At 70.7% G+C, this 21,628-nt stretch carries 30 protein-coding genes; 21 read left to right on the top strand and 9 right to left on the bottom strand.

Going from position 1 to position 21,628, the window contains the following annotated elements:
• Nucleotides 1-37: 37 nt before the first annotated feature.
• From OG254_RS39060 to OG254_RS39095, 8 genes are all read right to left on the bottom strand, one after another.
• A complete protein-coding gene (locus tag OG254_RS39060) occupies nt 38-577 on the bottom strand; it encodes a hypothetical protein (RefSeq protein ID WP_405591681.1) in 540 nt (179 codons plus the stop codon).
• Between the two features lie 23 nt (nt 578-600).
• The gene (locus OG254_RS39065) at nt 601-1,053 is read right to left on the bottom strand and encodes a DUF6238 family protein (RefSeq protein ID WP_405591684.1); all 453 of its coding nucleotides are present in this window, start codon (nt 1,051-1,053) and stop codon (nt 601-603) included.
• Nucleotides 1,054-1,082: 29 nt separating this feature from the next.
• Complete coding sequence (locus OG254_RS39070) at nt 1,083-1,673, bottom strand: hypothetical protein (RefSeq protein WP_405591687.1); 591 nt, start codon at nt 1,671-1,673, stop codon at nt 1,083-1,085.
• A gap of 23 nt (nt 1,674-1,696) precedes the next feature.
• Nucleotides 1,697-3,169 carry an SCO6880 family protein gene (locus OG254_RS39075; RefSeq protein ID WP_405591690.1) on the bottom strand — a complete coding sequence of 491 codons (1,473 nt, stop codon included), beginning with the start codon at nt 3,167-3,169 and terminating at the stop codon, nt 1,697-1,699.
• 88 nt (nt 3,170-3,257) lie between these two features.
• Nucleotides 3,258-4,610, bottom strand: a complete 1,353-nt coding sequence (locus OG254_RS39080) for an ATP-binding protein (RefSeq protein WP_405591693.1) — start codon at nt 4,608-4,610, stop codon at nt 3,258-3,260.
• Nucleotides 4,611-4,644: 34 nt separating this feature from the next.
• Entirely contained in the window at nt 4,645-5,325 is a 681-nt protein-coding gene (locus tag OG254_RS39085; protein WP_405591696.1) for a hypothetical protein, read from the bottom strand.
• On the bottom strand, nt 5,325-5,642 hold the full coding sequence (locus tag OG254_RS39090) for a DUF6112 family protein (protein WP_405591699.1): 318 nt from the start codon (nt 5,640-5,642) through the stop codon (nt 5,325-5,327). Before OG254_RS39090 ends, OG254_RS39085 begins: the two co-directional genes overlap by 1 nt.
• Before the next feature lie 142 nt (nt 5,643-5,784).
• Nucleotides 5,785-6,915, bottom strand: a complete 1,131-nt coding sequence (locus OG254_RS39095; RefSeq protein ID WP_405591702.1) for a C40 family peptidase — start codon at nt 6,913-6,915, stop codon at nt 5,785-5,787.
• A gap of 524 nt (nt 6,916-7,439) precedes the next feature.
• Here OG254_RS39095 and OG254_RS39100 point away from each other — a divergent pair.
• From OG254_RS39100 to OG254_RS39195, 20 genes are all read left to right on the top strand, one after another.
• Complete coding sequence (locus tag OG254_RS39100; protein WP_389573995.1) at nt 7,440-8,195, top strand: DNA-methyltransferase; 756 nt, start codon at nt 7,440-7,442, stop codon at nt 8,193-8,195.
• Nucleotides 8,196-8,460: 265 nt separating this feature from the next.
• Nucleotides 8,461-9,075 (top strand): DUF4913 domain-containing protein, encoded by a 615-nt coding sequence (locus OG254_RS39105; RefSeq protein WP_405595457.1) that lies wholly within the window; start codon nt 8,461-8,463, stop codon nt 9,073-9,075.
• Nucleotides 9,072-9,560 (top strand): hypothetical protein, encoded by a 489-nt coding sequence (locus OG254_RS39110; protein ID WP_405591705.1) that lies wholly within the window; start codon nt 9,072-9,074, stop codon nt 9,558-9,560. The genes OG254_RS39105 and OG254_RS39110 overlap by 4 nt, the downstream gene beginning before the upstream one ends.
• Nucleotides 9,557-10,276: a DUF3631 domain-containing protein gene (locus tag OG254_RS39115; protein ID WP_405591707.1), complete on the top strand. Its 720-nt coding sequence runs from the start codon at nt 9,557-9,559 to the stop codon at nt 10,274-10,276. The genes OG254_RS39110 and OG254_RS39115 overlap by 4 nt, the downstream gene beginning before the upstream one ends.
• 29 nt (nt 10,277-10,305) lie before the next feature.
• Nucleotides 10,306-10,767 carry a GNAT family N-acetyltransferase gene (locus OG254_RS39120; RefSeq protein ID WP_405591710.1) on the top strand — a complete coding sequence of 154 codons (462 nt, stop codon included), beginning with the start codon at nt 10,306-10,308 and terminating at the stop codon, nt 10,765-10,767.
• The gene (locus OG254_RS39125) at nt 10,764-11,444 is read left to right on the top strand and encodes a hypothetical protein (RefSeq protein WP_405591713.1); all 681 of its coding nucleotides are present in this window, start codon (nt 10,764-10,766) and stop codon (nt 11,442-11,444) included. Before OG254_RS39120 ends, OG254_RS39125 begins: the two co-directional genes overlap by 4 nt.
• Before the next feature lie 55 nt (nt 11,445-11,499).
• Complete coding sequence (locus tag OG254_RS39130; protein ID WP_405591716.1) at nt 11,500-12,216, top strand: hypothetical protein; 717 nt, start codon at nt 11,500-11,502, stop codon at nt 12,214-12,216.
• A gap of 200 nt (nt 12,217-12,416) precedes the next feature.
• Nucleotides 12,417-12,761 (top strand): SH3 domain-containing protein, encoded by a 345-nt coding sequence (locus tag OG254_RS39135; RefSeq protein WP_405591719.1) that lies wholly within the window; start codon nt 12,417-12,419, stop codon nt 12,759-12,761.
• Between the two features lie 62 nt (nt 12,762-12,823).
• Nucleotides 12,824-13,282 (top strand): hypothetical protein, encoded by a 459-nt coding sequence (locus tag OG254_RS39140; RefSeq protein WP_405591722.1) that lies wholly within the window; start codon nt 12,824-12,826, stop codon nt 13,280-13,282.
• Nucleotides 13,279-13,719: a hypothetical protein gene (locus OG254_RS39145; protein WP_405591724.1), complete on the top strand. Its 441-nt coding sequence runs from the start codon at nt 13,279-13,281 to the stop codon at nt 13,717-13,719. Before OG254_RS39140 ends, OG254_RS39145 begins: the two co-directional genes overlap by 4 nt.
• A gap of 11 nt (nt 13,720-13,730) precedes the next feature.
• Nucleotides 13,731-14,153, top strand: coding sequence for a hypothetical protein (locus OG254_RS39150; RefSeq protein WP_405591727.1), 423 nt, complete (start codon nt 13,731-13,733; stop codon nt 14,151-14,153).
• A gap of 30 nt (nt 14,154-14,183) precedes the next feature.
• Nucleotides 14,184-15,077, top strand: a complete 894-nt coding sequence (locus OG254_RS39155) for a winged helix-turn-helix transcriptional regulator (RefSeq protein WP_405591730.1) — start codon at nt 14,184-14,186, stop codon at nt 15,075-15,077.
• Nucleotides 15,074-15,589 carry a hypothetical protein gene (locus OG254_RS39160; RefSeq protein ID WP_405591732.1) on the top strand — a complete coding sequence of 172 codons (516 nt, stop codon included), beginning with the start codon at nt 15,074-15,076 and terminating at the stop codon, nt 15,587-15,589. The genes OG254_RS39155 and OG254_RS39160 overlap by 4 nt, the downstream gene beginning before the upstream one ends.
• Nucleotides 15,586-16,827, top strand: coding sequence for an MFS transporter (locus OG254_RS39165; RefSeq protein ID WP_405591735.1), 1,242 nt, complete (start codon nt 15,586-15,588; stop codon nt 16,825-16,827). The genes OG254_RS39160 and OG254_RS39165 overlap by 4 nt, the downstream gene beginning before the upstream one ends.
• A gap of 41 nt (nt 16,828-16,868) precedes the next feature.
• Nucleotides 16,869-17,207, top strand: a complete 339-nt coding sequence (locus OG254_RS39170) for a hypothetical protein (protein ID WP_405591737.1) — start codon at nt 16,869-16,871, stop codon at nt 17,205-17,207.
• Nucleotides 17,208-17,298: 91 nt separating this feature from the next.
• A complete protein-coding gene (locus tag OG254_RS39175) occupies nt 17,299-18,492 on the top strand; it encodes an acetyl-CoA carboxylase biotin carboxylase subunit family protein (RefSeq protein ID WP_405595459.1) in 1,194 nt (397 codons plus the stop codon).
• Between the two features lie 45 nt (nt 18,493-18,537).
• Nucleotides 18,538-19,404, top strand: a complete 867-nt coding sequence (locus OG254_RS39180; RefSeq protein WP_405591740.1) for a DUF317 domain-containing protein — start codon at nt 18,538-18,540, stop codon at nt 19,402-19,404.
• 33 nt (nt 19,405-19,437) lie between these two features.
• Nucleotides 19,438-19,914, top strand: coding sequence for a hypothetical protein (locus OG254_RS39185; protein ID WP_405591743.1), 477 nt, complete (start codon nt 19,438-19,440; stop codon nt 19,912-19,914).
• A gap of 26 nt (nt 19,915-19,940) precedes the next feature.
• A complete protein-coding gene (locus tag OG254_RS39190; RefSeq protein ID WP_405591746.1) occupies nt 19,941-20,435 on the top strand; it encodes a hypothetical protein in 495 nt (164 codons plus the stop codon).
• A gap of 58 nt (nt 20,436-20,493) precedes the next feature.
• Nucleotides 20,494-20,892 (top strand): collagen binding domain-containing protein, encoded by a 399-nt coding sequence (locus OG254_RS39195; RefSeq protein ID WP_405591749.1) that lies wholly within the window; start codon nt 20,494-20,496, stop codon nt 20,890-20,892.
• Nucleotides 20,893-20,961: 69 nt separating this feature from the next.
• On the opposite strand, the gene OG254_RS39200 is transcribed toward OG254_RS39195, so the two are convergent.
• Nucleotides 20,962-21,279: a hypothetical protein gene (locus tag OG254_RS39200; protein ID WP_405591751.1), complete on the bottom strand. Its 318-nt coding sequence runs from the start codon at nt 21,277-21,279 to the stop codon at nt 20,962-20,964.
• Nucleotides 21,280-21,395: 116 nt separating this feature from the next.
• Here OG254_RS39200 and OG254_RS39205 point away from each other — a divergent pair, with 116 nt between their 5' ends.
• Nucleotides 21,396-21,566: a hypothetical protein gene (locus OG254_RS39205; protein ID WP_405591754.1), complete on the top strand. Its 171-nt coding sequence runs from the start codon at nt 21,396-21,398 to the stop codon at nt 21,564-21,566.
• The last annotated feature ends 62 nt before the right edge of the window (nt 21,567-21,628 follow it).

A 21,628-nucleotide genomic window follows, 5' to 3' on the forward strand; every position in this document is an offset into this window, starting at 1 on the left:
CCTTCACGGAGACGGGCGGTCTGGACGCGGCGCGGGGTCAGACGACGGGCGAGGCGGTGAACAGAATCGGCTTGAGGTAGCCCTTGCCGTCGCCGGACCAGTCCAGCTGGATGTAGCCGTCGGCCAGGTAGCGGCCGGTGCCCGCCTTGTGCTTGAGCGTTCCGGTCGAATAGGAGCCGTTGCCGTGCATGCTGCTGTGTTCGAGCGCGTACTCAAGTCCGTTGTAGGCGGCGGACTGCACGACCGGGTCCGTGCCGCTGACGCTGCGCTTGGTCTGCAGCTGGAACTTGGCGTTGTTGAAGGTGTGGACGTTTCGGTTCTTGGCCGTGTAGGGGCCGTCCCAGTACACGGTGGCGTTGGTGTAGATGTAGCCGCCAGACCTCATAGCGCAGAGGCTCACCTCAAGGTCCCAGTTGTCGGAGTCGGGGCCGGTGTAGGACGGGTCGTCGACGCTGTAGCTGCTGGTTGTGCAGTGGTAGCTGGCGGCGGATGCCGGGGTGGCGGTGGACAGGGCGGTGGTGCCGGCGAGTGCGGTGAGTATGACGGCAGCGGAGGTGGAGCGCTTCAGCGTGGGCATGTGGGGGCCTTTCGGTGGTGGGGTTACTGGCTGCAGGTGGTGGTGTGGCCGTGCAGTGGGGTGTTGAGGTCGCTGGGTGTGGTTTTGCGCCGGACGGCGTGACCTGCGGCAAGGTGTCGCTGGCAGATGGTCAGGACAGGCGGGCCTTCGGGCAGCCGGTCGGGGTGGCAGCCCGTGTCTGTCGGGGGCTGGTCTGCGATGGGCAGGAGGTGGAAGGCGTCGTGTACGGCGGCGGCGGCCTGGAACAGCCGGGTGTGTGCGGTGGCGAGATGTCGTCCGGCGGCGGGGTGCGGGGGCCGGGTGGTCTCGGCGAGCTGGTCGAGCAGCTGGTGGGCGGCGGTGAGGTGGGCGTGCAGCGTGTCCACGTGCAGACGGTCTGCCGCAGCGCGAGAGGCGGTGTGGGCGCGGGTGTGGTGGCGCAGCCCGGCGGTGGAGGCGCGCAGGTAGGGGTGTGCGTCGGGGCTGGGTGCGTTCAAGGGGATCCTTGCGCCGCGAAACGGCGAGGTCAGAGGGTGCGGGAGCGGGGCCCGGGGAACGAGGCGAGAGGGGTCGGCCGGAACCCGGTGCCAGTCGGTCGGCTGGTGGCAGCCGGGGCGTCGGGCTGCTGTTCGGGGCGCAGGTCGGCGTACTCCCCGGGGGCGCGCAGGCCGGGGTGGCTCTGCTCGGTCAGGAAGACCACATCCGGGCCCGTGGTCACCGGGCTGTCGGAGGCGTTGGCCTCGCGCCACTGCTGGAAGCCTGGGAGGTCTTCAATGACCCGGCGGGCCTCGTCCAGGCCGGTGGCGTAGACCGCGAAGCTCGTGGGCCGTTCACCGTCGTGGCGTTCACGGCCGGCGAAGGTGAGGGTGAAGGTCTGGGGCGGCGGTGGGCCGATCAGCCGGATGAGCTGTGCGACGACCGCATCGAGGTGGTCGCTGGCCTCGATCGCGGTGGTGATACGGGCTTCGTCATAGTCGGCGTGGGCGTCGTCTCGTACGTAGCCTTCTGCGTCGCGGTAACGGTCCAGCACTTCTTGGTGGCGGGCGGCGAGGTCCTGGCAGGAGGCCAGCAGGCCGTGTAGTTCCCGGATGAGACGGGTGTGGTCGGTGAGGGGCATCGGCAATCGTGGTGGGAGGGGAGTTACAGGGCCGTGCGGGCAAGAGGGAGGGCGCCGAGCGTGAAGGCTTCGGGCTGCTGGAAGTTGAGGCGGCGCAGGTCGACCTGTGCGGTGACAGCGGCGGTCTCGATCTGTGCGCACGCGGCGTCGAGCAGCGCGTCGGTCTCGGCGGACACAGTCAGCAGGCCGGTCAGTGCGACGTCGGCATGCCCGGCGATCAGCTGGCGTTCGCGGACCTTGACGTCGGCGTATTCCACGGAGTCGACCTCGGTGTCGACCTGCCCGCGGCGGGCGCGCTCGTTGGCGTCGGCGATGATCGCCGCCTTCTTGCGCTGCACATCGCGCATCGCGGACTCGAGCCCCTGCGGCACGTAGATCAGGGACAGGGTGCGCCGGACCCCGGCGGTGAACATGAGCCCGTGCAAGAACCCCGCCGAGGTTTCGGTGCGGGGCCAGTCCTCGACCCAGTAGGTGGCGTGCCGGGCGGAGTCGGTGGCGAGCCGGTCGTACTCCTCGACCTGGACCACCGGCCCGGCGGCAGCCGGGTCGGCCTCGGCCCGACCGGACTCTGACCACTGCTGCAGGGCGGACAGCGCCCCCGGGTCGTAGGCGGTGCGGATGACGGCCGCGATCTCGCGCGCCGAGAGCCAGCCGGTCACCATCAGTCCGGCGCTGCGCGCGGCCTGCGCGATCGAGCTGGTGGTCTGCTCCATCACCGTAAACGCGCCGGGAAGGCCGCCGCCGGCCTGGCTGATGAGGCGCTTGGCGGCCTTCAGGTCGAGGGAGATCGCCAGGTACGCCTCGTGCGGGGCGGCGGCCGGACCGGCGGAGGCGACCAGCTCGCTGTAAACCTGCCCGGCCACCGGCGTCTCGGGGTGACCCTGCTGGCTCCAGTGCCGGGCGAGGGTGTCGCCGCTGTCGGGGACGGTGCGCTCCAAAACCTGCACGGTGGCGACGTGTCCGGTACGGGCGATGCCGGCCAGGGCTCGTCCCCACCCGGCGACGTTGTGGTTCTGGGTCGCAGGGTCAAGCAGGGCGAAGGCCCGGCTGGAGACCCGGGCGATGGCGGTCAGGGTCTGGTGGTGCGGGTCATGGACCGCGGCGGCGCCGTTGGCAGAGTCGCCGGGGGTGACCACCCGCAGCGACGCGGCGGCGCCGGGCAGGTGCAGGACGCCGTCCTGACGCGGCCGGGTGACGGGCCGGGCGAGCCACAAAGTCTGCCCGGTACGTCGCCGCTGTGCGAAGCGCAGGACGATCGGCGTCCAGTCGATCAGCGACCGGCCGTGCCGGCGGATGGCGACCAGGGCGGCGACCGCGGCCCACAGCGGTGTCAGGGCGATGGCACCGAGCAGCCCGGTAGATACCACGGTGACCAGCAAGAGCGTCAACGCGCAGGACACGAGGACGAGTTGGGGCAGCGAGAGGCCGAGCAGGACGCCGCGTCTGGACCGGTACGGGAATTTGACGGTGAGCGGTGTGACGGTGAGATCAGACAAGGGCCGTTCCGGAGGTGCGCGGGGCGGTGGCCGGGGCGGCACGCGGCGAGGAGTGCGCAGCGCGTGCCGCCCCGGAGTCGGGCAGGAGCTACAGGCCGGTGGGCGGGGGCGGCGGTGTACCGGTCCCGCTGAAGGTGCCGGCCGAGTTCGGTGCCGGCGGGGCACCCTGCGGCGGGGGCGTGGAGGCGCCGACGCCGGGCTGCGACATGAAGCCGCTGCCGCCGCTGGGCGCCGATCCGGAACCATCGCTTCCGGGTGCACCGCCTACCTGGCCGCTGGCGTCGTCGCGGGGGCTGGTCGGCGGCGGCTGGACGGCCTTCTCCAGGCCGTTCTTGATCCCGTCGCCTCCGGACCCCGGGGACCCCTGGCCTTCCTGGCCGCCGCCTCCGGTGGGATTGGCGGCGATGTCGCCGGGGAATCCGCCGCCCGCCGCTTCGAGCCCCTGCGCGGCGCCCGCTCCGGCTGCCGCGCCGCCCGTTCCGGCGGTGGCGAGAGCGGCGGCGGCCTTGCGGGTGGCCTTCTCAGCGTGCTGCCGGGCGAGCTGGGCGCCTGCACCACCGGCTCGGTGAATCGATTCGCCGTCCGTGCCCTCGGCCGCCCAGTGGACGAACTTGAAGGTCGCGTAAGGGCAGAGCAGCACCAGGATCATGATCACGATGCCTGCCATGACGTCGGCGAGCGCGCCGAGACCGTCCTTGGCCTCCGTCTTGCCCATGGCGGCGATGCCGAGCACGAAGATCACGGTCATCAGGAGCTTGGACACGACGAGGGTGGCGGTGGCTTCGATCCAGCCGCGCCTCCAGCGGCGGGCGGCCTCCCAGCCTCCGCCGGCCCCAGCGAAGATCGCCAAGGTCACCATGACGAGGATGCCGACCTTGCGAACTAGCATCACGCACCAGTAAAGGAACGCGCCGACAGCGGCTCCAAGGGCAGCGACGACGGCGACGAGCCAGCCGAGTCCGGCAAGTCCGGGAATCTGGTTGACCTTGACCATGCGACGGACGGCCGAGGCCATATCCGTATGCGCGGCCTTGAAAATGCCGGCGGACAGGGCGTCGACCACTTCGATCGCGACGGTGGTCAGGGCGATCGCGGCGAATGCGAAGATCACGCCCGAGGCTGTGCCGGTGAACGCCTGAGTGAGGGCTTGCCCGTCGCGTTTGACGGCGGCCCGGATGAGCTGTGCACAGAATGTCCCGACCAGGATGACCAGGCCGATCGGCAGCAGCATCTCGTAGTTGTCGCGGAACCAAGTGGCGTTCAAGTCGACCTTGGTGGTGGCGTCGACCGCCCTGGCGGCCAGGTCGGCCGCGGCAGCGGCGAGTTCACCGGCGCTCTTGGCCATCCAGTCGCCGATGGCCTTGCCGGGATCGGAGGCGAAGTCGACGGCCTCGCCGACAGCACAGAGTTTGTCCGCTACGGGGAAGTCGCAGAAACCCAAGGGAAGGTGGCCTCCTTATCTATCGGTGAGTGGGTCACTGCGTGACGCTGGGGGCGATTGCGGCGAGGGTGCAGTCGTGGTTGGGCCGGCACTGCACGGCGAGGGTCACGGCGCGGTCCTCGGCTCCGCCGCCGCCCTTCTTCCACTCGATCTGCTGCTTGCCGTTGACGGTGACGACGTAGATGTACGCCTCGGTGATCGCGGACGGGTCCTCGGCGATGGCCTGCTTGAACGCGCCGGGGTAGTGGCCTTCGGTGACCGTGGCACTGGCGTGCTGGTCCTGGTCGGCCATGCGCGACCACAGCAGCGGATCAGGGACCTGACCGGACACGGAGGCCCAGTCGTTGTACTTGGCCTCCTTGGTCATCCACGCCCGGATGCCCGCGAGTTGGCTGTCGCGGCTGGTGTCGCGGGTGTCGTACGACCAGAGCATCGCCGCCGCGGCCTTGGCGAAGGCGACCGGTTCGGCGATCTGGGGAGGCTTGGGCACCGACCCCGACCCGGCCGAGGGCTTCGGCGCGGCCTCGCTGGGTGAGGAACTGCTCGTCTGCGAGGGTGTGTTGCTGTTGCTGCGGGTTTCGCCGCGGCCGGTGAACCAGGCGGCGGTCGCCGCGATGGCGAGCAGCGCGGTGATGACCAGTGCGACGATCGCGACGCGTTTGTTGGCCGACCAGGTCACGCCGTACCCGGACAGGGAGGGGAGTCGATTCGGCATCAGCGGACCTGCGCCCCCAGGGCGGAGAAGAACGCCACGATTCCGTTCGCGGCGCCGAGGCCGAGGGCGGCGCCGGCCGCGACGACCGCGCCCTTCTTTCCGTTGGCCTCGGCCTGGTGACCGCCGGTGTGGTGGCCCCAGGCCCACACGCCGAGTGAGACGGCGAGGGCGCCGACGACGGCGATGATCCCGAACATGTTGATGCTGCTGACGACGTTCTTCAGCACGGACAGGCCGGGGAGGCCGCCGCCCTTGGGTGAGATGCCTGGGTCGTAGGCGAGGAGGACGGCGGCGCGGTCTGCGAGAGGTATGGGCATAGGTGTGGCGGGGCTCCTTGCGTGCGCGGGCCGTGCAGGGGCCGGCGGAAGGGAAGAAAGAGAGAGGGGAGGTGTGCGCTCGCGGCGCTAGGAGGGGGCCCGGCGGGGCGCGGCCCGGGAGGTGTCCGGGCGGCGCGCGGCGTCAGAGGACGCGGCGGACGGCCAAAATGTCCCAGTCCTTGATCGGGGTGATCCGGACCGGTTTCGAGGTGCGCGGCGCCTCGATGACGAGGCCCTCGCCCATGTACATGCCGACGTGTTCGGGCCGGGCGGCAGTACCGCGGCTGAAGATCAGGTCACCGGGCTTCAGGTTCTTCGCCGAGACGGCCTTGCCCTCGCCCACCTGCGTGTATGTGGTGCGGGTGAGGTGGACGTCGGCGTGCGCGTACGCCTGCTGCATCAGCGAACTGCAGTCGCAGCGGCCCATCGGGTCGGGGCCGTGGGAGTCGGTGCAGGACCCGCCCCACTGGTAGAGCGTGCCGAGCTGGTGCATGGCCCACTCGATGGCCTTGCGGGCCTTGGGATCGGCGTCCTTAGGGATCTTGTATCCCTTCGGGACGCTGCCCTCGGGGATCCGCCCGAAGGAGGTGCCGTCCTTGTCCGGCGTACATCCGCCGGAGGTGGACTCGGCATCCTTGTCCTTGGCCGAGTCCTTGGCGGGCTCGTCCTTGTCGGCGTTCGGGAACGTCGCGGCGATGGCCTTCTGCAACGCGGTGGCGAGGTCCTCCCACTGCGCGTACGCGTCCGGGTAGCCGGAGTTCTGGACGGCCTGGGCGGCTTGGGTGACCTTCATCTGCTGCCAGCCGTCGACCTTGAGCAGCGCCTTGTAGAAGCGCTCGCTCGCGTAGACCGGGTCACGGATCTGCTGTGCGGTGCCCCAGTCCTGGGACGGCCGCTGTTGGAACAAGCCCAGACTGTCGCGGTCGCCGTAGTTAAGGTTGCGCAGCCGCGACTCCTGCATCGCGGTGGCGAGCGCGATGATCTGCCCCTTCTTGGGCACGTCGAGGCTGATGCCGGTGGCCACGATGGTCTGCGCGTTGGGGATCTGCTCGGCCGGAAGGTCCAGGCCCTGGATGTGGACGTCCTTGCCGGGCGCGCCGTCGAGGAGCTTGGTGACCTCCTTGGTCACCTCACCGGTGTCGATGCCGGTCAGGCATCCGCTGAAGGAGGTGGTGGTCGCGGCTTCGCTGGCGGACGCCATCATCATGGCGGTGCCGGCGAGCAGGAGCGGAGAGAGGACGACGACGCCGATGCCGGCGGCTATGCCCTTCAATCCGGTCCGCCTCCCGGAAGGCGGTCACGGGCCGGCGGACGGATCGCGGGCAGGGGAGGGTGGAGCGATGTCACAGCGTGGTCCTTGGTGAAGTCCCGGCGGCGCGTGCGTCGTTGAGGAAAGGGCGCGACGTCCGGGTGGTGGGTAATTCGGGTGGCCCGGGTGCCGTTTGCGAGTTGCCGCTCGCACCGGCACGGGGCGTCGGGTCAGGTGTGCCAGGACATGGGGATACCTCCACGAAGGCAGGGGCGGGGATGTGCCATCGGCGGTGTCCGCCGGGCAGTTCCAAAACAGTAAGGGCGGATCCCCGGTTGCCGAAATCGGTCGTGATCATGGCTCTATTTCGGGGTTTTCGGCGGCGATAGCGCTCAACCGGGGATCGTGCCCTACAGTTTTGGCTCCTCCCCTCGCCGCCTCACGTCGCAGACCGCGGAGCCGTCCGCCCGCATTCGGTCCTGTGGGGTCATCCAGGCGAGCTGGAGCGTCTCTTCCTCATCTCACACGACCCGAATTGGGGTATCTCTTTGCCTTTTTCCCTGCATCAGGGCGACGCGCTCGGCGTCCTCGCTGAGCTGCCGGACAACTGTGTCGACTCCGTCATCACCGACCCGCCGTACAACTCTGGCGGGCGGACGGCGAAGGAGCGCACCTCCCGGTCTGCCAAGCAGAAGTACACCTCGGCTGACGCCGGCCACGAGCTGCCGGACTTCACCGGCGAGAACATGGACCAGAGGTCGTACGGGTTCTGGCTGACGCAGATCATGACCGAGGCGCACCGGCTCACCAAGGTCGGCGGCACCGCGCTCCTTTTCACCGACTGGCGGCAGCTGCCGATCACCACGGACGCGATCCAGGCCGCCGGCTGGCTGTGGCGGGGCGTCCTCGCCTGGCACAAGCCGCAGGCCAGGCCGCAAAAGGGAAGGTTCACCCAGAACTGCGAGTTCATCGTCTGGGCCAGCAATGGGCCGATCGACGCGGCCCGCAACCCGGTCTACCTGCCCGGCCTCTACAGCGCTTCACAGCCCAGCGGCAAGGCCCGCCAGCACATCACGCAGAAGCCCGTCTCCGTCATGCGCGAGCTCGTGCAGATCGCCCCGGAGGGCGGCACCGTGCTCGACTTCACCTGCGGATCCGGCTCGACCGGGGTCGCGGCGCTGCTGGAGGGGCGCGATTTCATCGGTGTCGAGAAGACCAAGCACTACGCCGAGATCGCCGCCGACCGTCTCACCGAGACGCTGCAACAGACCCTTTCCCAGGATGACTTGGCGCTGACTGTCTGAGGCTGATCCTGGCACGCGGCGCGGCGCGGCGCGGCTAGCGGCGAGCTTCGTGCGTGTCCGCGTCGTGCCGCGCGCAGCGTTATAGCAGCGAAGTCCCGGTTACCGAAACCGGGGATTGTCTGGATGGTTGGAGCCGCAATTGACGCCCTATGGCTGCGGCCCAAGGAGGCCCCTTTTCGTGCCTGAATCCATAAATCCCCCGGAGGACGCGGAGAAGGATCCGGTCCGGATATCCGACCCTCCTCTCCCCTCGGAGGAGGGAGAGATGGAGCCGGTTCGGCTGCCGGATGTCGATCTGGCGAGAGTCGAGGCGAACGTTGCCATGCTGCTGGATCGATCCGCAGAGCACGGCCGCCAGATCGACAGCCTCGCCGCCGCACCACCGCCACCGGACTCGCCGTTCGCCGCCTACGGACTGCCGGGGTTCGCGGGCCTGCCGCACGCTCCCGCGCCGCCCGAGCCGCGTCCGATCCTCGAGCTGGAGGACGAGGAGTACGAGGACGAACTCGACGCACTGTCCGACTGGGTCGACGACTTCCTCCTTCGGGTCTACGGGGCAGAGGTCACCACCGCCGCACCGTGGTGCGAGCAGTGGCAGGAGCACCCCGACGTCGTCGCCTGGCTTCATGCCTTGTGGCTGGCCTACCAGCAGCACAAGGACGCCGAAGCCGGACTGTCCGGCCTGTTCGTGTGGCACCGGGACTTCCTCACCCACGCGATGGCCACCGTCCGTGCCGCAGGTGGACCGCTGTCCGCGTGCATGACCGATCCGGACCGGCCCGCGCACCGCCTGCTGCCCGGCCCCCGTCCCTCGAACCGGAGCACCTCCGCCACCGAGGAGCACGAGGAGACCGGCGAGCTGGGCCAGGCCGGCGGATGACCGGCCATGAGGACCGGCCGGCGTTCGGCCTGTCCTTCGACCCCCGCGCCCTGACCGATCTCCTTCAAGCACCCGGCGACATCCGCGACCTGGCACTCGCCCAGCTCCAGGACATCGTCAACGCCCGCCTGTCCGGCGCCAAACTCACCCGCGACCTCGCCGGATGCCGCAAGGTCTACGTCGATCACCGCAATGCCTGGCGCATCGTCTACGCCCAGCGGCCGGCGCCCGCGAACTCCACGCACACCACCGAGATCCACGTTGTCGCCGTACGACCGCGCGAGGCGCACGACGTGTACGACACCGCCCGCGCCCGCCTCGGCGTCCGCCGGCGCCCCCTGGGCGAGCGCACCCACGCCGCCCGCACTCGCTCGCCGCAGCTGGGCACCCGCCCGCCTGTCCCCAAGCCGGGACCACCGCCTTACGCGATGCCCGGCCTTCCCCGACCCGCACTGCCCCCGACTCTGAAGGGCCCCGTTCGTTGACGCAGTTCCCCACCCTGATCGACCAGGTCGCCGCCGCCGTACTCGCGCCGGCCCAGGTCACCGAGAACCCGCACCATCGCGCCATCCTCGATGTGTTCGTCGAGATCCAGGACCTCGACCGGCAGCTCGCCGAGCTGGCCGACGCCGAGCTTCCTAGCGTCAGCCCCACTGAGCAGCTGAACACCTTGACCGATCTGCTGGTCGAACGGATGGCCGCCGGTGCCGGGCTGAGCGCGCTCCTGGCCACCTCCTGCTGCTGCGCCGCCGCGTACGAGGGCGAGCCCTCGGCCGAGTACGAGCCGCTGGACGACGAGGAGCCCGACTTCGACCCGGACTTCGACGCCTTCGAGGGGTTCGACGACTTCGAAGAGCCTGACGACTTCGACGACTTCGACGACCTCCACGAGGACGTGTGGGAGGAGTTCCTGTCCTGCCCCAGTCGCCCGCAGACGATCGTGCACGCCTGCCTCGCCGTCTTCGACGACGAGGGCGCCCCGGAGTACGTGAGCACCGCGGAGCTGGTTGAGCGCCTGCGCGATCTGCCCGGCCAGGCCGAGGGACGCTGGAGCTACGCCGACCTCACTCCGCTGCGGCTGGGTCTGCTCCTGCGCGGCTACGGAGTCCAGCCCTGCAAGCCACGTGCGGCCGACGGCAGCCGCTACCGGGCCTATCGGCGCGCTGACCTGCTGGCGGCCCGCCCGAACTGCTCCTGCTGAGGCATCCCGCCCTCGCGCTCACCCGGCGGGTGACGGAGGCAGACTGGGACCTGGTCGCCGGCTTCCATGCGCAGTGCTCCGAGCAGAACCTGCTGCGCCGCTGGGGCCGTACCCGCCTTGCGCCCCGCGACCTGTCCCAGCTCCTTGCCCACGCGCAGTGCTGGATCGGGCTCGGCGCCGACGAGCGGCCTGTGGCTCTGGTCTGCGTCGGGTCTGTCAGCCGGGAGCCCGGTGTCTTCGACCTCGGACTGCAGGTCGTCGACCACCGTCAGCGCCAGGGCATCGGCATGGCCCTGGCACGCCAAGCCGCCCTCCTCGCCCGCGCACGAGGAGCCCACACCCTGTCCGCGTTCACGCAGGCGTCGAATGCGCCCATGCTCCGGCTCCTCGACCGACTCGGCCCGACGTCGCACACCCGCGACGGCCCGTACGTCGAGGTCCGCGTCGCCCTGGACGCGCTCGCCCCGGACCCAGAAACCCCACCGCCATGACCTCGCCCCCGCCCGGGGGGCACATGCCCACCGCCCTCGATCTGCGGATCGAGGCCGCCGTGGGATACGGCGTCAAGGAGCTGCGCCGACACCGCGACGGCGGACTCCTCGACGCACTGCATGCCGCCCTGGCCGACGCGCACCGCGAGCTGGCCGCGGCCGAGCGGGACGTCACCTTCTACCGTGTCCGTCTTGCCCGCCTGGCCGCCAGCGGACTCACCGTGGACCAGGCGCTGTTCGCCCGGATCGAGCGCACCCTCGATCAGATGGCGACGGCCGCCGCCGTACGCGATACGAAGCAAACCGCGGCAGCCGCAGCGCTGGCGCCGATCGAGGCCGCCGCTCCTCGACAGCCGCCCCGGCAGATCGCGACGAAGGACGTCGCGGCCCTGCTCGCCATCGCTCAGGGCGCCAAGCTGCACGAGCACCTCGTCACCCACCGCCTCGCCGTGGCGACGCCCACCCGCACCCGCATCCCCTACGCCCAGCTGCAGCGCCTGGAGGCGATGGGCCTGGTGGAGCGCGACACCGCGCACCCGGTACAGGCCGGGCAGCCCGTCACCCTCACCGACGCCGGCCGAGCCGTACTGACCGCGCCCCGGCGCGCGGGCCCGCCCGGGACCACGCCCGCGCCCCCGTCGCCGGCCTTCTCCGCCGTCTCCCGTACACGCCGCTGAACCACGCGCCTGGGCCGCGCGCACGGCGCCGCAGGCGTCACGACCGAAAGCACCGATGCCCAGCTACGAACCCGATTTCCGCCTCGACGGATACGAAGCCGTCAACGACCACGTCGCCGACCAGTTCTGGGGACACATCGGCATCGAGCAGGACTCGATGACCGTCCTCGCCGAGCACCACAGCGGCGATGCAGAGCACAGCTTCTACATGATGCACAACCGCGCCGTCACCTGGGGCATCCCCGGTGAACCGCAGCTGGTTGCCCTACACCTCAAACGCGACCCGGCTGCGCGCACCTACCAGTTCGACCACGCGGAGCTGCCGCTGCCGTCCATGGCCCAGTCCTGGCTGATCGCCCGCGGCTGCCCTGAGGAGAAGATCCTCCTGCCCGACGGCATGGGCACCACGGCCGCGAACGAGGCCACCCGCGTGCTGGAGCAGCGCCTGCGCAGCGACGGCGACCACTTCGCCCTGCTCATCAGCCACACCCACGACAGCGACCCGATCCAAACGACCGTGATGCTGCGCGCCCTCGACGAGAAGGCGGCCATGCCCTTCCGCGTGCTGCTCGAAGAGGTCGACAGCACCGCGTGGACACACACCCTGCGCGAGGGCGGCTTCCAGACCTTCGAGGCCGCCGCACAGTGGTGGGAAGCGCACTGGAACGGCGACGAGCCCCCGTTGCCGACGGTCTCGCCGGCGACCCGGCCCGTCACCGCCGCCCCCGGCCTGCCGGCACGCCCCGCCCCGCCTGGCGGGCCGAGTCGCTGAACTCCCGCTAGCCCGCTGGTATTTCGCTTTCCTGTCCCGACGAAATGCCATCAGCCGTGTGCGAGGCGGCGCGGAACATAGCACGCAATCCCCGGTTACCGAAACCGGGGATTCTCCGGACTCTTGTTCTCAGCCCGCACGGCACCCGCCTGGGCTGCTTTTTCCGTATGTCCTTTCTTCGAAATGGAGCTCAATTCCCCATGCGCTCAACCCGCATAGCCGTCTCCGCTGCCCTGCTCGGTGCGCTCGCGCTGCCGCTGGCCTCCACTGCCACCGCGAGTGCCGCACCCGCGCAGGTGCCCGCCTCCATGACCGACCCGACCTGCAGCAAGCCCGGACCGTGGACGCTCAGCACCAAGGCCGTCACCATCCGCGCCAAGGCGTCCGTCAACTCCAAGGCACTCGGGGTTCTGTACCGGGGTCACAAGTTCACCGTGCACAAGACCAGCGGAAAGTGGCGCTACATCACCGACAGGACGACCGGCGTCACGGGCTGGGTCTCCGCCAAGTATGTCTACCGCCCGGCCGGCATGTGCCTGGACTAGCCCGGCTGGCACCCCACTTCCCATTCCTGCACCGGAATTTCCGAAACGAAGGGAGGTTCTTCGTGCTCGACGCCAGCGATGACGTGATGGGCGTCATTACCGAGCGAATCGAGGACCGATTCCAGATGCCGCTCGCCGACCTGTGCCGGGCGGTTGAGGCGGCACCGCAGGCCGATCCTGAGGCCACCACCGTCGTGCACTGGTACGGCCTGCTCGCCGAGACGCAGCAGGCCCTCACCACCGCGGAGGACGTGCTGGTCGAGGCGCTGGGCACTCAGCCGTCTGACGTACTCGACGACCCAGTCATGGAGTTGGCCCACCAGGTCAACGCCGCTGTCGCCGCCCGCGACCGTCGCGCCATGGTCGTGCAGTACCTCCTTGACCCCAACGCTCCCGGCAAGCGCGGACCCGGGGTGTGGCGCGGCGCGTCTCCCGCCGCCCGTCGCGCTCCGGCCCTGTCTACCTCTCCGCCCACGCTGCCCGGTGCGCGGAACGCCACGGTGCGAGGGGCCACGCGGTGAGCGTCATCAAAAGGTCCAGCAGCCGTGATGCGGCACTTCAGGAAGCGTTCGGCGCAGAAGTAGCCGAACTGTACGCGCAGGCAGCCCGCGGCCAGGCCAACGCTGCACTCCAGCGGGCGCTGGAACTGCGCAGCTTCCTCGCGGTCGCCGAGGAGCAGGTGGCCCGTGTCCGTGACCGCGTCCATGCCGCGACGGCCGCCGACGGCGACATGGACGATCTGTCCGCCGGCGGCATGCGGATGGACGCCCAGTGCCTGGAGGCGGCTCTGGCCGGCCGGAACGGCTACACCGCCGCGCTCGACGAGCTGCTGCGCACCATGCCCACGCCGAACCAAGCAGCAGTGCCACGCGCCGGGTTGAGACCCAAGATCGCCGCCACAGCTCCGTCCGCCCCGGCAGAATCCCGCGCCGGGGCGGTGCGGACCCGACGTCCCTGAAAGTCCACCGATTGCCCCAGTCCGATACCCCGGCCCATGCCGTTTCCCAGCTCGTCGCCCAACGCATCGAGGCGCTGTACGGACAGCCGCTCGCTGAACTCGAAGCCCTCGCCGACGCCACCCCCGAGACCACCCTGCTCGCTGCCTTGACCGGCACCCACGGCGACCTGGTCCTCGCCGAACGCAACATCGCCTTGCAGCTTCAGCGGCTGCGTGAACTCGCCGCCCCCGAACGGGAGATCGGCCGGTTCGCTGCCGGTCACATCCTCGACTGCGCCCGACGCATCGCCGAGTCCGTCGCCACCCGCGACGCCTACGCCAAGAGCACCAGCGCGGTCCTGGGCGGCCTGCGCCGCGTGTCCGCCCCGGACACCCACCCGCCGGCTGCGCCGGTACCCGCCGCCCCGACGGCGACCACCTCCCGCACCCGCTGATCCACCCGCACCGCTTGAGGAGCACCCTTCTTGGCCACCACCGCGCCCCCGCCCGCCACACCGAACGATCTCTTGGGCGTCACCAAGACCCTGGACCTGCTCGCTCCGCGCTGGAGCGTGTGGGTGCTGATGACCGTCTCCTCACAGCCACTGCGCTACGCCGAGTTCAAGCCGAGGCTTCCGTGGCTGGCGGACGGCCAGCTCCACCCCCGGCTGCGTCACCTCACGAACGCCGGCGTCATCGAGCGCACCGAGTACGCCCCGCGCCACGTCACCTACGGCCTCACCAGCCTCGGTGCCGCGCTGCTGCCCGTCCTCACGGTGATCGCGTCCTGGGGCGACACGTATCTGGAGAAGGAGCTGGTCGCCAACAAGCACACCGGCGAGGTGGAGCCCGAGCGGATCGCACCGGCCCAGAACATCGACGACGCCGTCGCGCTGCTCGCGCCGCGGCACGCCACCCCGATCCTGTTCTCCCTGCAGGCCCGAGGCACCGCGACCGCCAAGACGCTGGCGACCGAGGCCATGCCCGGATACGGGCTGACCGCCGTGTACAAGCCCCTGGAACGCCTGGTCGACGACGGACTCGTCACGCCCAGCGGAACCGGTGGGTACCAGCTGACCGCGAGCGGCCGGGCACTCGCCCCCGTCTTCCAGGCGATCTCCGCCTGGGCCACCACCCCGGCCCCCGAGTCCGATGCCCGACAGACCCGGGGGCAGGGCGCCGCCCCGTCGCAGAACCGTTCCGGCCCCTGGGCGACCACCCCGACCCGCAATCCCGCACCGGCAGTGTCGGCCGCGCCAGCAGTTCGTCCCGCACTGACCACCACGCCCCCGGGCGGCCCGGCGTGGAAGTCCGGCGACCTCTTCTCCCACCAGATACCCGCCCGCCCGATCTCCCCGGCAGGAGGCCCGCGCCGATGACCCGCTCCCTGCCCAAGAACCTCCTGCAAGAACGCCGCGCGATCAGGACCCTGACCCTTCCGGGCCTGATACGCCTGGTCACCGAGATCGACGACAACGGCCCCATCAGCCACCGGCGCGGCAGCCTTCAGGGCGCCTTCGGCGACCTCACCCCCGGGCAACTGCGCCATGCCATCGACGTCGCCCGCGACCTCGGCCTGGTCCACACCGACGAACAGGCCCCCGACCGCTACCGGCTCACCGCGAGCGGCGAGGCCCTCGCCGAGGTGTACGACACCGCGGCCCGCTGGGCCCGCGCCCGTCAGTTCCCCGACACCAGCACCGACTTCGTCACCCGCGTCCAGCACACCCTCCAGCTGTCGAGCCGCAGCCCGCACGCGACCGGCTCGAGCCTGGAGTCGCCGGCGCCGCACCAGGTCCTGACCGAGTTTCTGCAGGCGCACCCCCGCGCCCTCAATCACACCGACGCCCGCTCCGCGCAGGAGAGGGCGGAAGCGGGGCGCGCTGCGTGAGATCCCGTGTCGGACCGCGGCATGCCCGCCGCCCGGTCCCCACTGTGCTGCGCGGCATCTACCTGCCGCGCAGCACGGACGCCGCCGCGTTCGCCATGGCCACCTACGGCATCCCGCTGCTGGTCTTGGCCACCACCAACTCAGCAGCCCTGACCGGCCTCGCCTTCGCGCTGGAATGGGTTCCAAGGCTGGGTGCGTTCGCGTTCGCCGGGGCCCTGGTCGACCGCCATGGCACCACCGCAGTGCTCCGCTACGCCTCCGTGGCCCGCGCCCTGGTGGTCCTGGCCGCCGCGTTCCTCCTGCCGCAGCTGGAGGCGGGACTCGGGGCGACGGTCACGGTCATGGTGCTCGCCGCGTCCACCGGGATCCTCACCGAGTGCTCGTACATCGCGGCCGAGACCGCGGGCGGGGTGGCCAGCCGCGAGGCCGGCGCCCGCGCGCACCGGGTGCAGTCGGTGCTCCTCGGCATCGACCAGGTCGCCACCCTGTCCGGCCCCGCGCTGGCCGGCCTCCTGCTCCAGTGGACCGGCGCCACCGGCATGCTGGTGGTGATCGCCGTCTTTTCGCTGCTCACGAGCGTCCTCGTTCCGCGCCAATACCGTCGACCGCAGCCCGCCGCGGCGCAGTCGGTTGGCAAGGGGCTGCGCACCGGATGGTCGACCCTGCGGGCGCTGCCGGCGCTCGGCTGGCTCGTGGCCGGACTGACCGTGTCCAACCTGGCCGTCGGCCTGCTGCAGGCCGCCACCCCTGTGATCATCGTCAAGCAGCTCGGTCGCTCCACGGCCGACGTCGGATTCATCTGGTCGGTGGCCGCGGTCGCCACGCTCGGCGCGGTCGCCCTGTGCCGTCGGGCGATTGACCGCCTCGGCCTGTGGCCGGTCGGCGTCGTCTCCGCCACGATCGCCGCCACCGCCTGCCTGGCCGTCTCCTTCGCCGACACCTACCACGCCTATCTCGCCCTGATCGCCGTCCTCATGGTCGGCGAGGGCGGCATGACCGTCGTGCTGCGCACCCTGCGCTCCCGCCTCATCCCGCAGCAGGTGTTCGGCGCCACCCTCTCCCTGACGATCTTGCTGCTGTTGCTGCCCTTCCCACTGGCCGGCGTCCTCGTCGCCGTCGTACCGCCCGCCCAGCTCGGACACGTCATCACGATCTGCGCCGTACTGCAGGCCGCGGGCCTGTTCACCGCCTTCGCCCGGCTGTGCACCACACCCGCCCTGCGCACCTCCTTCGCCTGACCGCCTCGGTCACCTCCCTGCCCACCTCACGGAGACCCGCCATGCGCACGTCCCACGCCCCGGCCGACCAGATGCTCCTGCCGATATCCCGACCGTCCCTCCGCGCAGGATCGCGGCCCACGCTGATGGACCGATTCCTGGCCTTCGACGCCGAGCACCCGTACGTCTACCGCGCGTTGGAACGGCTGACCGCCGACCGGCTCGCCACCGGAGCCACCCGAGTCGGGCTGAAGGCACTGTTCGAGGACCTGCGCTGGCAGCTGCCCGCGGGCGTGCGCGGGCTGAACAACAGCTTCACCGCCCTGTATGCGCGAAAGCTGATCGAGGACCACCCCCACTGGGCGTCCGCCTTCGAGCTGCGACGCCGCCGCACCCCCTGACCCTGCGTTCTGCTCAACCACCCTCGTCGTGTCACTGTTTGGAGCCTTGTTGTCCTCTCGCCCCGTCGTCCTGGTTGTTGCAGCCGCTGACATGGAGGCGCACGCGTATCGGGCGTATTGCCTTGAAAACGTCCGCGCCCACTACGACATCGTCCTGATCTCCGGCGCCGAGCCAACCTGGGAGAAGGAGTTCCTCCTCGACTACGCCGTCGCCGACCCCACCGACCAGACGGCACTGAACGCGGCCGGGCGCGCGCTCGCCGAGCGGTACGAGCTGGCCGGCGTGCTGACGTGGACCGAGTGGTACCTCGTCCCCGTCGCCCGTCTCGCCCGCCAGCTCGGCCTGCCCACGACGACTCCAGAAGCCCTCCAGGGCTGCCGCAACAAGCACACCTCCCGCACGCTGTTCGCCCGCCACGGGGTGCCCTCCGCCATCTCCGTGAGCGTGCGCACCGAGCGGGAGGCGGCCGACGCCGCCGCCCTGATCGGCTATCCCGTCGTCCTCAAGCCCGCCGCGCACGCCGCGAGCATGGGCGTCATCCGCGTCGACACCGCCAGCGAACTCCCCGCCGCATACGCCTTCGCCGCGCAGACCGCTGGCCACGGAGTGGAGAGCACCCAGGTCCTGGTCGAGGAGCACCTCGACGGCCCCGAGGTGAGCGTCGAGTGCGTCACCTACCAGGGGCAGACCACCGTGGTCGCCGTCACCCGCAAGACCGTCGGGATGCCCCCCTTCTTCGAGGAGCTGGCGCACGTGGTCGACGCGAACGACCCGCTGCTCGCCGACGTGGCGCCGGTCGCCGTCGCAGCCCTCGACGCCGTCGGCGTCACCGACGGCGTCAGCCACGTCGAGATCCGCATCGTCGACGGCCGCCCGCGGCTGATCGAGGTCAACGCCCGCATCGCCGGTGACATGATCGGCCACCTCGTCCACCTCGCGACCGGTGTCGACCTGGCCCGCGCCGCCGCCGACATCGCCTGCGGAGCGCTGCCCGACCTCACCCCAACGCGCAGTCAGGCAGCGGCGATCCGACTGATCTACCCCGCCTACTCCGGCACCCTCACCGAGCGCCGCCTGGACGCCGAGTTCACCGACAGCACCGCTTGGCTCGAACGCGTCACCTTTCACCGCGACGCCGGCGAGCACCTCGTGCTGCCACCGGACGGCGACATGTTCAGCGCCCGCATTGGCTACCTCATCACCACCGGACCCAGCGCCAAGGTTGCGCAGGTCCGCTCCACCGAGGCGTATCGGCGCCTGTCCGTCCAGGTCACCCCCGCCTAGACCGCCTGCCGCCCTCGCGCGCCCGACCCCTATCCGGATGTCCCTTTGACAGATCCCGACGCCGACGTCTACGTCTTCCCCCGCTATCTCGCCGGCAGCACCTACACCGGCGACCCTGCCCTGGAGCCCCTGCTGGCGCTCGGTTGGGAACTGACCTACGACGACCTCGCCAACGTCTACGTCACCGCACCCGACCGCAAGGTTCGCCTCGGCTACCTGCCCGAGGGCGACGACGACGGACTGTGGCGCATCAACGCCTACGAAGACCGCTTCGGCCCGCCCACCTGGGGCGTCAGCTTCAACGACCAGTGCCCCACCGAGTTCGTCACCGCCTTCACCACGGCCCTGGCGACGGCGTACCAGGCCGGCCCCGAGCACTACCTCGCCCGCCCCAACCCCGGCGACCCCGAACTCGATGCCTTCAACGCGATCGTCCCGCTGATCAACCGCGGCTGGAAGATCCAGCCGAGGCGGTGGGGCGTCATGGAACTGCAGACCCCGGACGGCATGGCCGGACTCGAGTTCGCCACCGGACGCCTCGATTCGGAGAAGGAACTCACCACCCTTCAGGCCCGCTGGTACATGCAGGGAGGCCCGGACAGCGGACACGCCCGGTGGTACGCCACCGCGTCCACGAACACCCCGATCCCACTGGTCACGGCCATCACCGAAAGCGTGTCCGACCCCACGCCCCTGCCCCGCTGGAAAGACCAGATGCTGCGCGGCCTGCGCGAGAACGCCCAGCTCGTACCCGTCGCCCCTCCGCCGCCCCCGGTTCCCACACCGCTCGACGTCCGCCGTACCGCTCCCCGTCGGGCGCCCGCGCTGACCACGCGCAGCGTTCCGCGCTGGAGCACCACGACCACCCCGTCGGCAGTCCTGCCCGCCCGGCGCTCCGGCCCCCGCCGCTGACTGACCAGATGCCTTTCGTCCGAGAGAAGCTCTTTGGCCCTGCACGCCCAGCAGTTCTTCGATGATGTCCTCGAACTGTCCCGCTACCAGTACGCCGTCGTCGGCGACGCCCTGTACGCAGCCCCGCAGCCGACCTCGCCGCTGCGGCTGAGGATCGACTTCGCCCCGACCATCCGCCACGGCGAGTACGACGGACTGCGCCTGCGCGTTGTCCACCCCGAGCAGGGCGTCCTCGACACCGCGATCCTCCGCTTCGCCGACCACGGCACCTTCGAACGCCGCGACACCGCCCGCGACCTCGTGCCCGGCCGCGACGGCTACGCCGTCATCCGCGACTGGCACCCCCACAGCAGCCAGCCGCCGTGGCACGGCGCGGACTGCGCAGGGCTGCGCACCGCGATCGAGCAGTACGCCCACTTCTGGATCCCGGCGCCCGCCGTGTCCCGACCGGCAGCCCGACCTGTTGCCCGGTCCACAGCCACCACCGGGGCCTCGCTCCGCAGCCGCTGACCGCCCACCTCGTCACGGAGTTCCGCATGTCCCCGCCTCGCTGGTTCCCCTCCCCCCATCGGCCGCAGCCGCCGACGACCGCTGTCCCCGGACCGCTTCCGCCGCCGGGCCCGAACGGTTTCTGGATCACCGACCCGGACTTCCGTGACCGGCTGCACAGAGCGACGCTGACCCTCCTCGATATCGTCGAGGACTGCCTCAACGATGACGTCCCGCTCGCCGACATCCTCGACGGCGCCCGCGACCACGCCGAGCACATGCTCGGAGTCCCCAGCACCTACGGAGTCCTCGTCGAAGCCGAAGCCGCCGCGCAGATCGTCCAGGCCGCCGACCTGGATGCCGGATCGCCCTTCGGCCTGGCCACCGCCCAGGGCCTGGCCGGCATCGCGCAGCTGCCCTTCGAGCAGCAACAGCAACTCGTCCGCGCCGCCGCCCGCCGCTACGCGATCACCGCACCCTCCTGGTCAGCAACTGGGCTGCCCGCCTCACCCCCACGTCCGGCGTCTGGCCGCTCCCGCTGAACAACGACCGCTTGCCCGCCTTGCCTGTTCCCGCCTGTACCCCTTGGAGAGTCCCTTCTTGCGCATCCGTTCCGCTCGCACCCTCCCGGTCGCTGTTGCCGTCGCCGCCACGGTGACCGGCTCCCTGTCCTGGGCCCCGACCGCCTCGGCCCAGAGCACCGATCCCACCCCGTCCACATCCACGTCCTCGACTCCGCGCAACGCGGCCGAGCCAGAGACCGGCGGCGTGGCCATCCTGAAGAAGGATCCCGGCGGCGACGTGCTCGCCGGCGCGGCCTTCGCCCTCTTCGACTCCGCGGGCAAGGAAGCCGCCGACGGCAAGACCGACGCCCAGGGCAAGCTCGCCTTCAAGGACCTCGCACCGGGCGTCTACCGCCTCAAGGAGCTCGCCAAAGGCCGTGGGTTCGCGTTTTCCGAAGGGGGCTCGAAGCTGAACCGACGGGCGATGCAGCCATAGTCGCATCGAGGCGAGCCTGGGTTCGTTGTCGGGCGCAGAGTTGATGTCAGTGGGATGCGCAGGGTTGTGTCAGCGGCGCAGAGTCTGTGTCAGTAGCTGGTGACGGCTCGGGGAGCATCCGCAGGCTGTACAGGACGTTGTCGTGGAGGACGTCGACGATGTCGCCGCGGCGGCGAGGTCTTCGAGGGCCTGGCGCTGGGCGGCGTCGTTCGTGTCGATGCTGCCGTCGACCCAGACGCGGAGGAGGGCTTCCGCCTCTGCGGGTTGGATGGGGCCGCGCACGGCCGGGCGGGGGTTCGTGCGTCCGGTGATGGCGTCGGCCTGGTCGGGGCGGAGGACGTCGAGGCGTGGGGTGGTGGTGTACCCGTCAGGCGGGACGCGGCGCATGACGAGCACGCCGCCGACGTCGGGGTGGGCGCGGGCGTAGTCGAGGGCTGCGTCGAGCCGGTAAGTGGTCCAGGACAGGGCGTGTGTGGGGCCGTCGGCGGTGAGGGGCCGTCCGTGTGCGCGAGGGCGGTGATCACTGTGAGGGCGTCGTGGTCGGCGCCGGCCGGGCGGCGGTCGACTACTTCGCGGTGGCGGGGGCGTTCGAAGAGTTCGTCGGCGCCGGTGATGAGGTCGGCGGGGTGTGCGTCGAGGCGTCGGGAGAGTTCGAGCCAGACGTGGACGGGTAGGTCGGGGAGTTCTTTGAGGTCGATCTGGTGCTCGTGGACGCCGAGGAGGTCTGCGAGCTGCC

Origin of the sequence: Streptomyces sp. NBC_01092 (genome assembly GCF_045039535.1) — a bacterium.
Taxonomy (GTDB): Bacteria; Actinomycetota; Actinomycetes; order Streptomycetales; family Streptomycetaceae; genus Streptomyces.

Excerpts from the sequence above, each read along its gene's own strand:
- OG254_RS39085 (WP_405591696.1), bottom strand. The coding sequence starts at position 5,325 with ATGCCGAATCGACTCCCCTCCCTGTCCGGGTACGGCGTGACCTGGTCG.
- OG254_RS39130 (WP_405591716.1), top strand. The coding sequence starts at position 11,500 with ATGCCCAGCTACGAACCCGATTTCCGCCTCGACGGATACGAAGCCGTC.
- OG254_RS39090 (WP_405591699.1), bottom strand. The coding sequence starts at position 5,642 with ATGCCCATACCTCTCGCAGACCGCGCCGCCGTCCTCCTCGCCTACGAC.
- OG254_RS39125 (WP_405591713.1), top strand. The coding sequence starts at position 10,764 with ATGACCTCGCCCCCGCCCGGGGGGCACATGCCCACCGCCCTCGATCTG.
- OG254_RS39190 (WP_405591746.1), top strand. The coding sequence starts at position 19,941 with ATGTCCCCGCCTCGCTGGTTCCCCTCCCCCCATCGGCCGCAGCCGCCG.
- OG254_RS39070 (WP_405591687.1), bottom strand. The coding sequence starts at position 1,673 with ATGCCCCTCACCGACCACACCCGTCTCATCCGGGAACTACACGGCCTG.
- OG254_RS39170 (WP_405591737.1), top strand. The coding sequence starts at position 16,869 with ATGCGCACGTCCCACGCCCCGGCCGACCAGATGCTCCTGCCGATATCC.
- OG254_RS39135 (WP_405591719.1), top strand. The coding sequence starts at position 12,417 with ATGCGCTCAACCCGCATAGCCGTCTCCGCTGCCCTGCTCGGTGCGCTC.
- OG254_RS39200 (WP_405591751.1), bottom strand. The coding sequence starts at position 21,279 with ATGCGCCGCGTCCCGCCTGACGGGTACACCACCACCCCACGCCTCGAC.
- OG254_RS39060 (WP_405591681.1), bottom strand. The coding sequence starts at position 577 with ATGCCCACGCTGAAGCGCTCCACCTCCGCTGCCGTCATACTCACCGCA.
- OG254_RS39105 (WP_405595457.1), top strand. The coding sequence starts at position 8,461 with ATGGAGCCGGTTCGGCTGCCGGATGTCGATCTGGCGAGAGTCGAGGCG.
- OG254_RS39160 (WP_405591732.1), top strand. The coding sequence starts at position 15,074 with ATGACCCGCTCCCTGCCCAAGAACCTCCTGCAAGAACGCCGCGCGATC.
- OG254_RS39110 (WP_405591705.1), top strand. The coding sequence starts at position 9,072 with ATGACCGGCCATGAGGACCGGCCGGCGTTCGGCCTGTCCTTCGACCCC.
- OG254_RS39175 (WP_405595459.1), top strand. The coding sequence starts at position 17,299 with ATGGAGGCGCACGCGTATCGGGCGTATTGCCTTGAAAACGTCCGCGCC.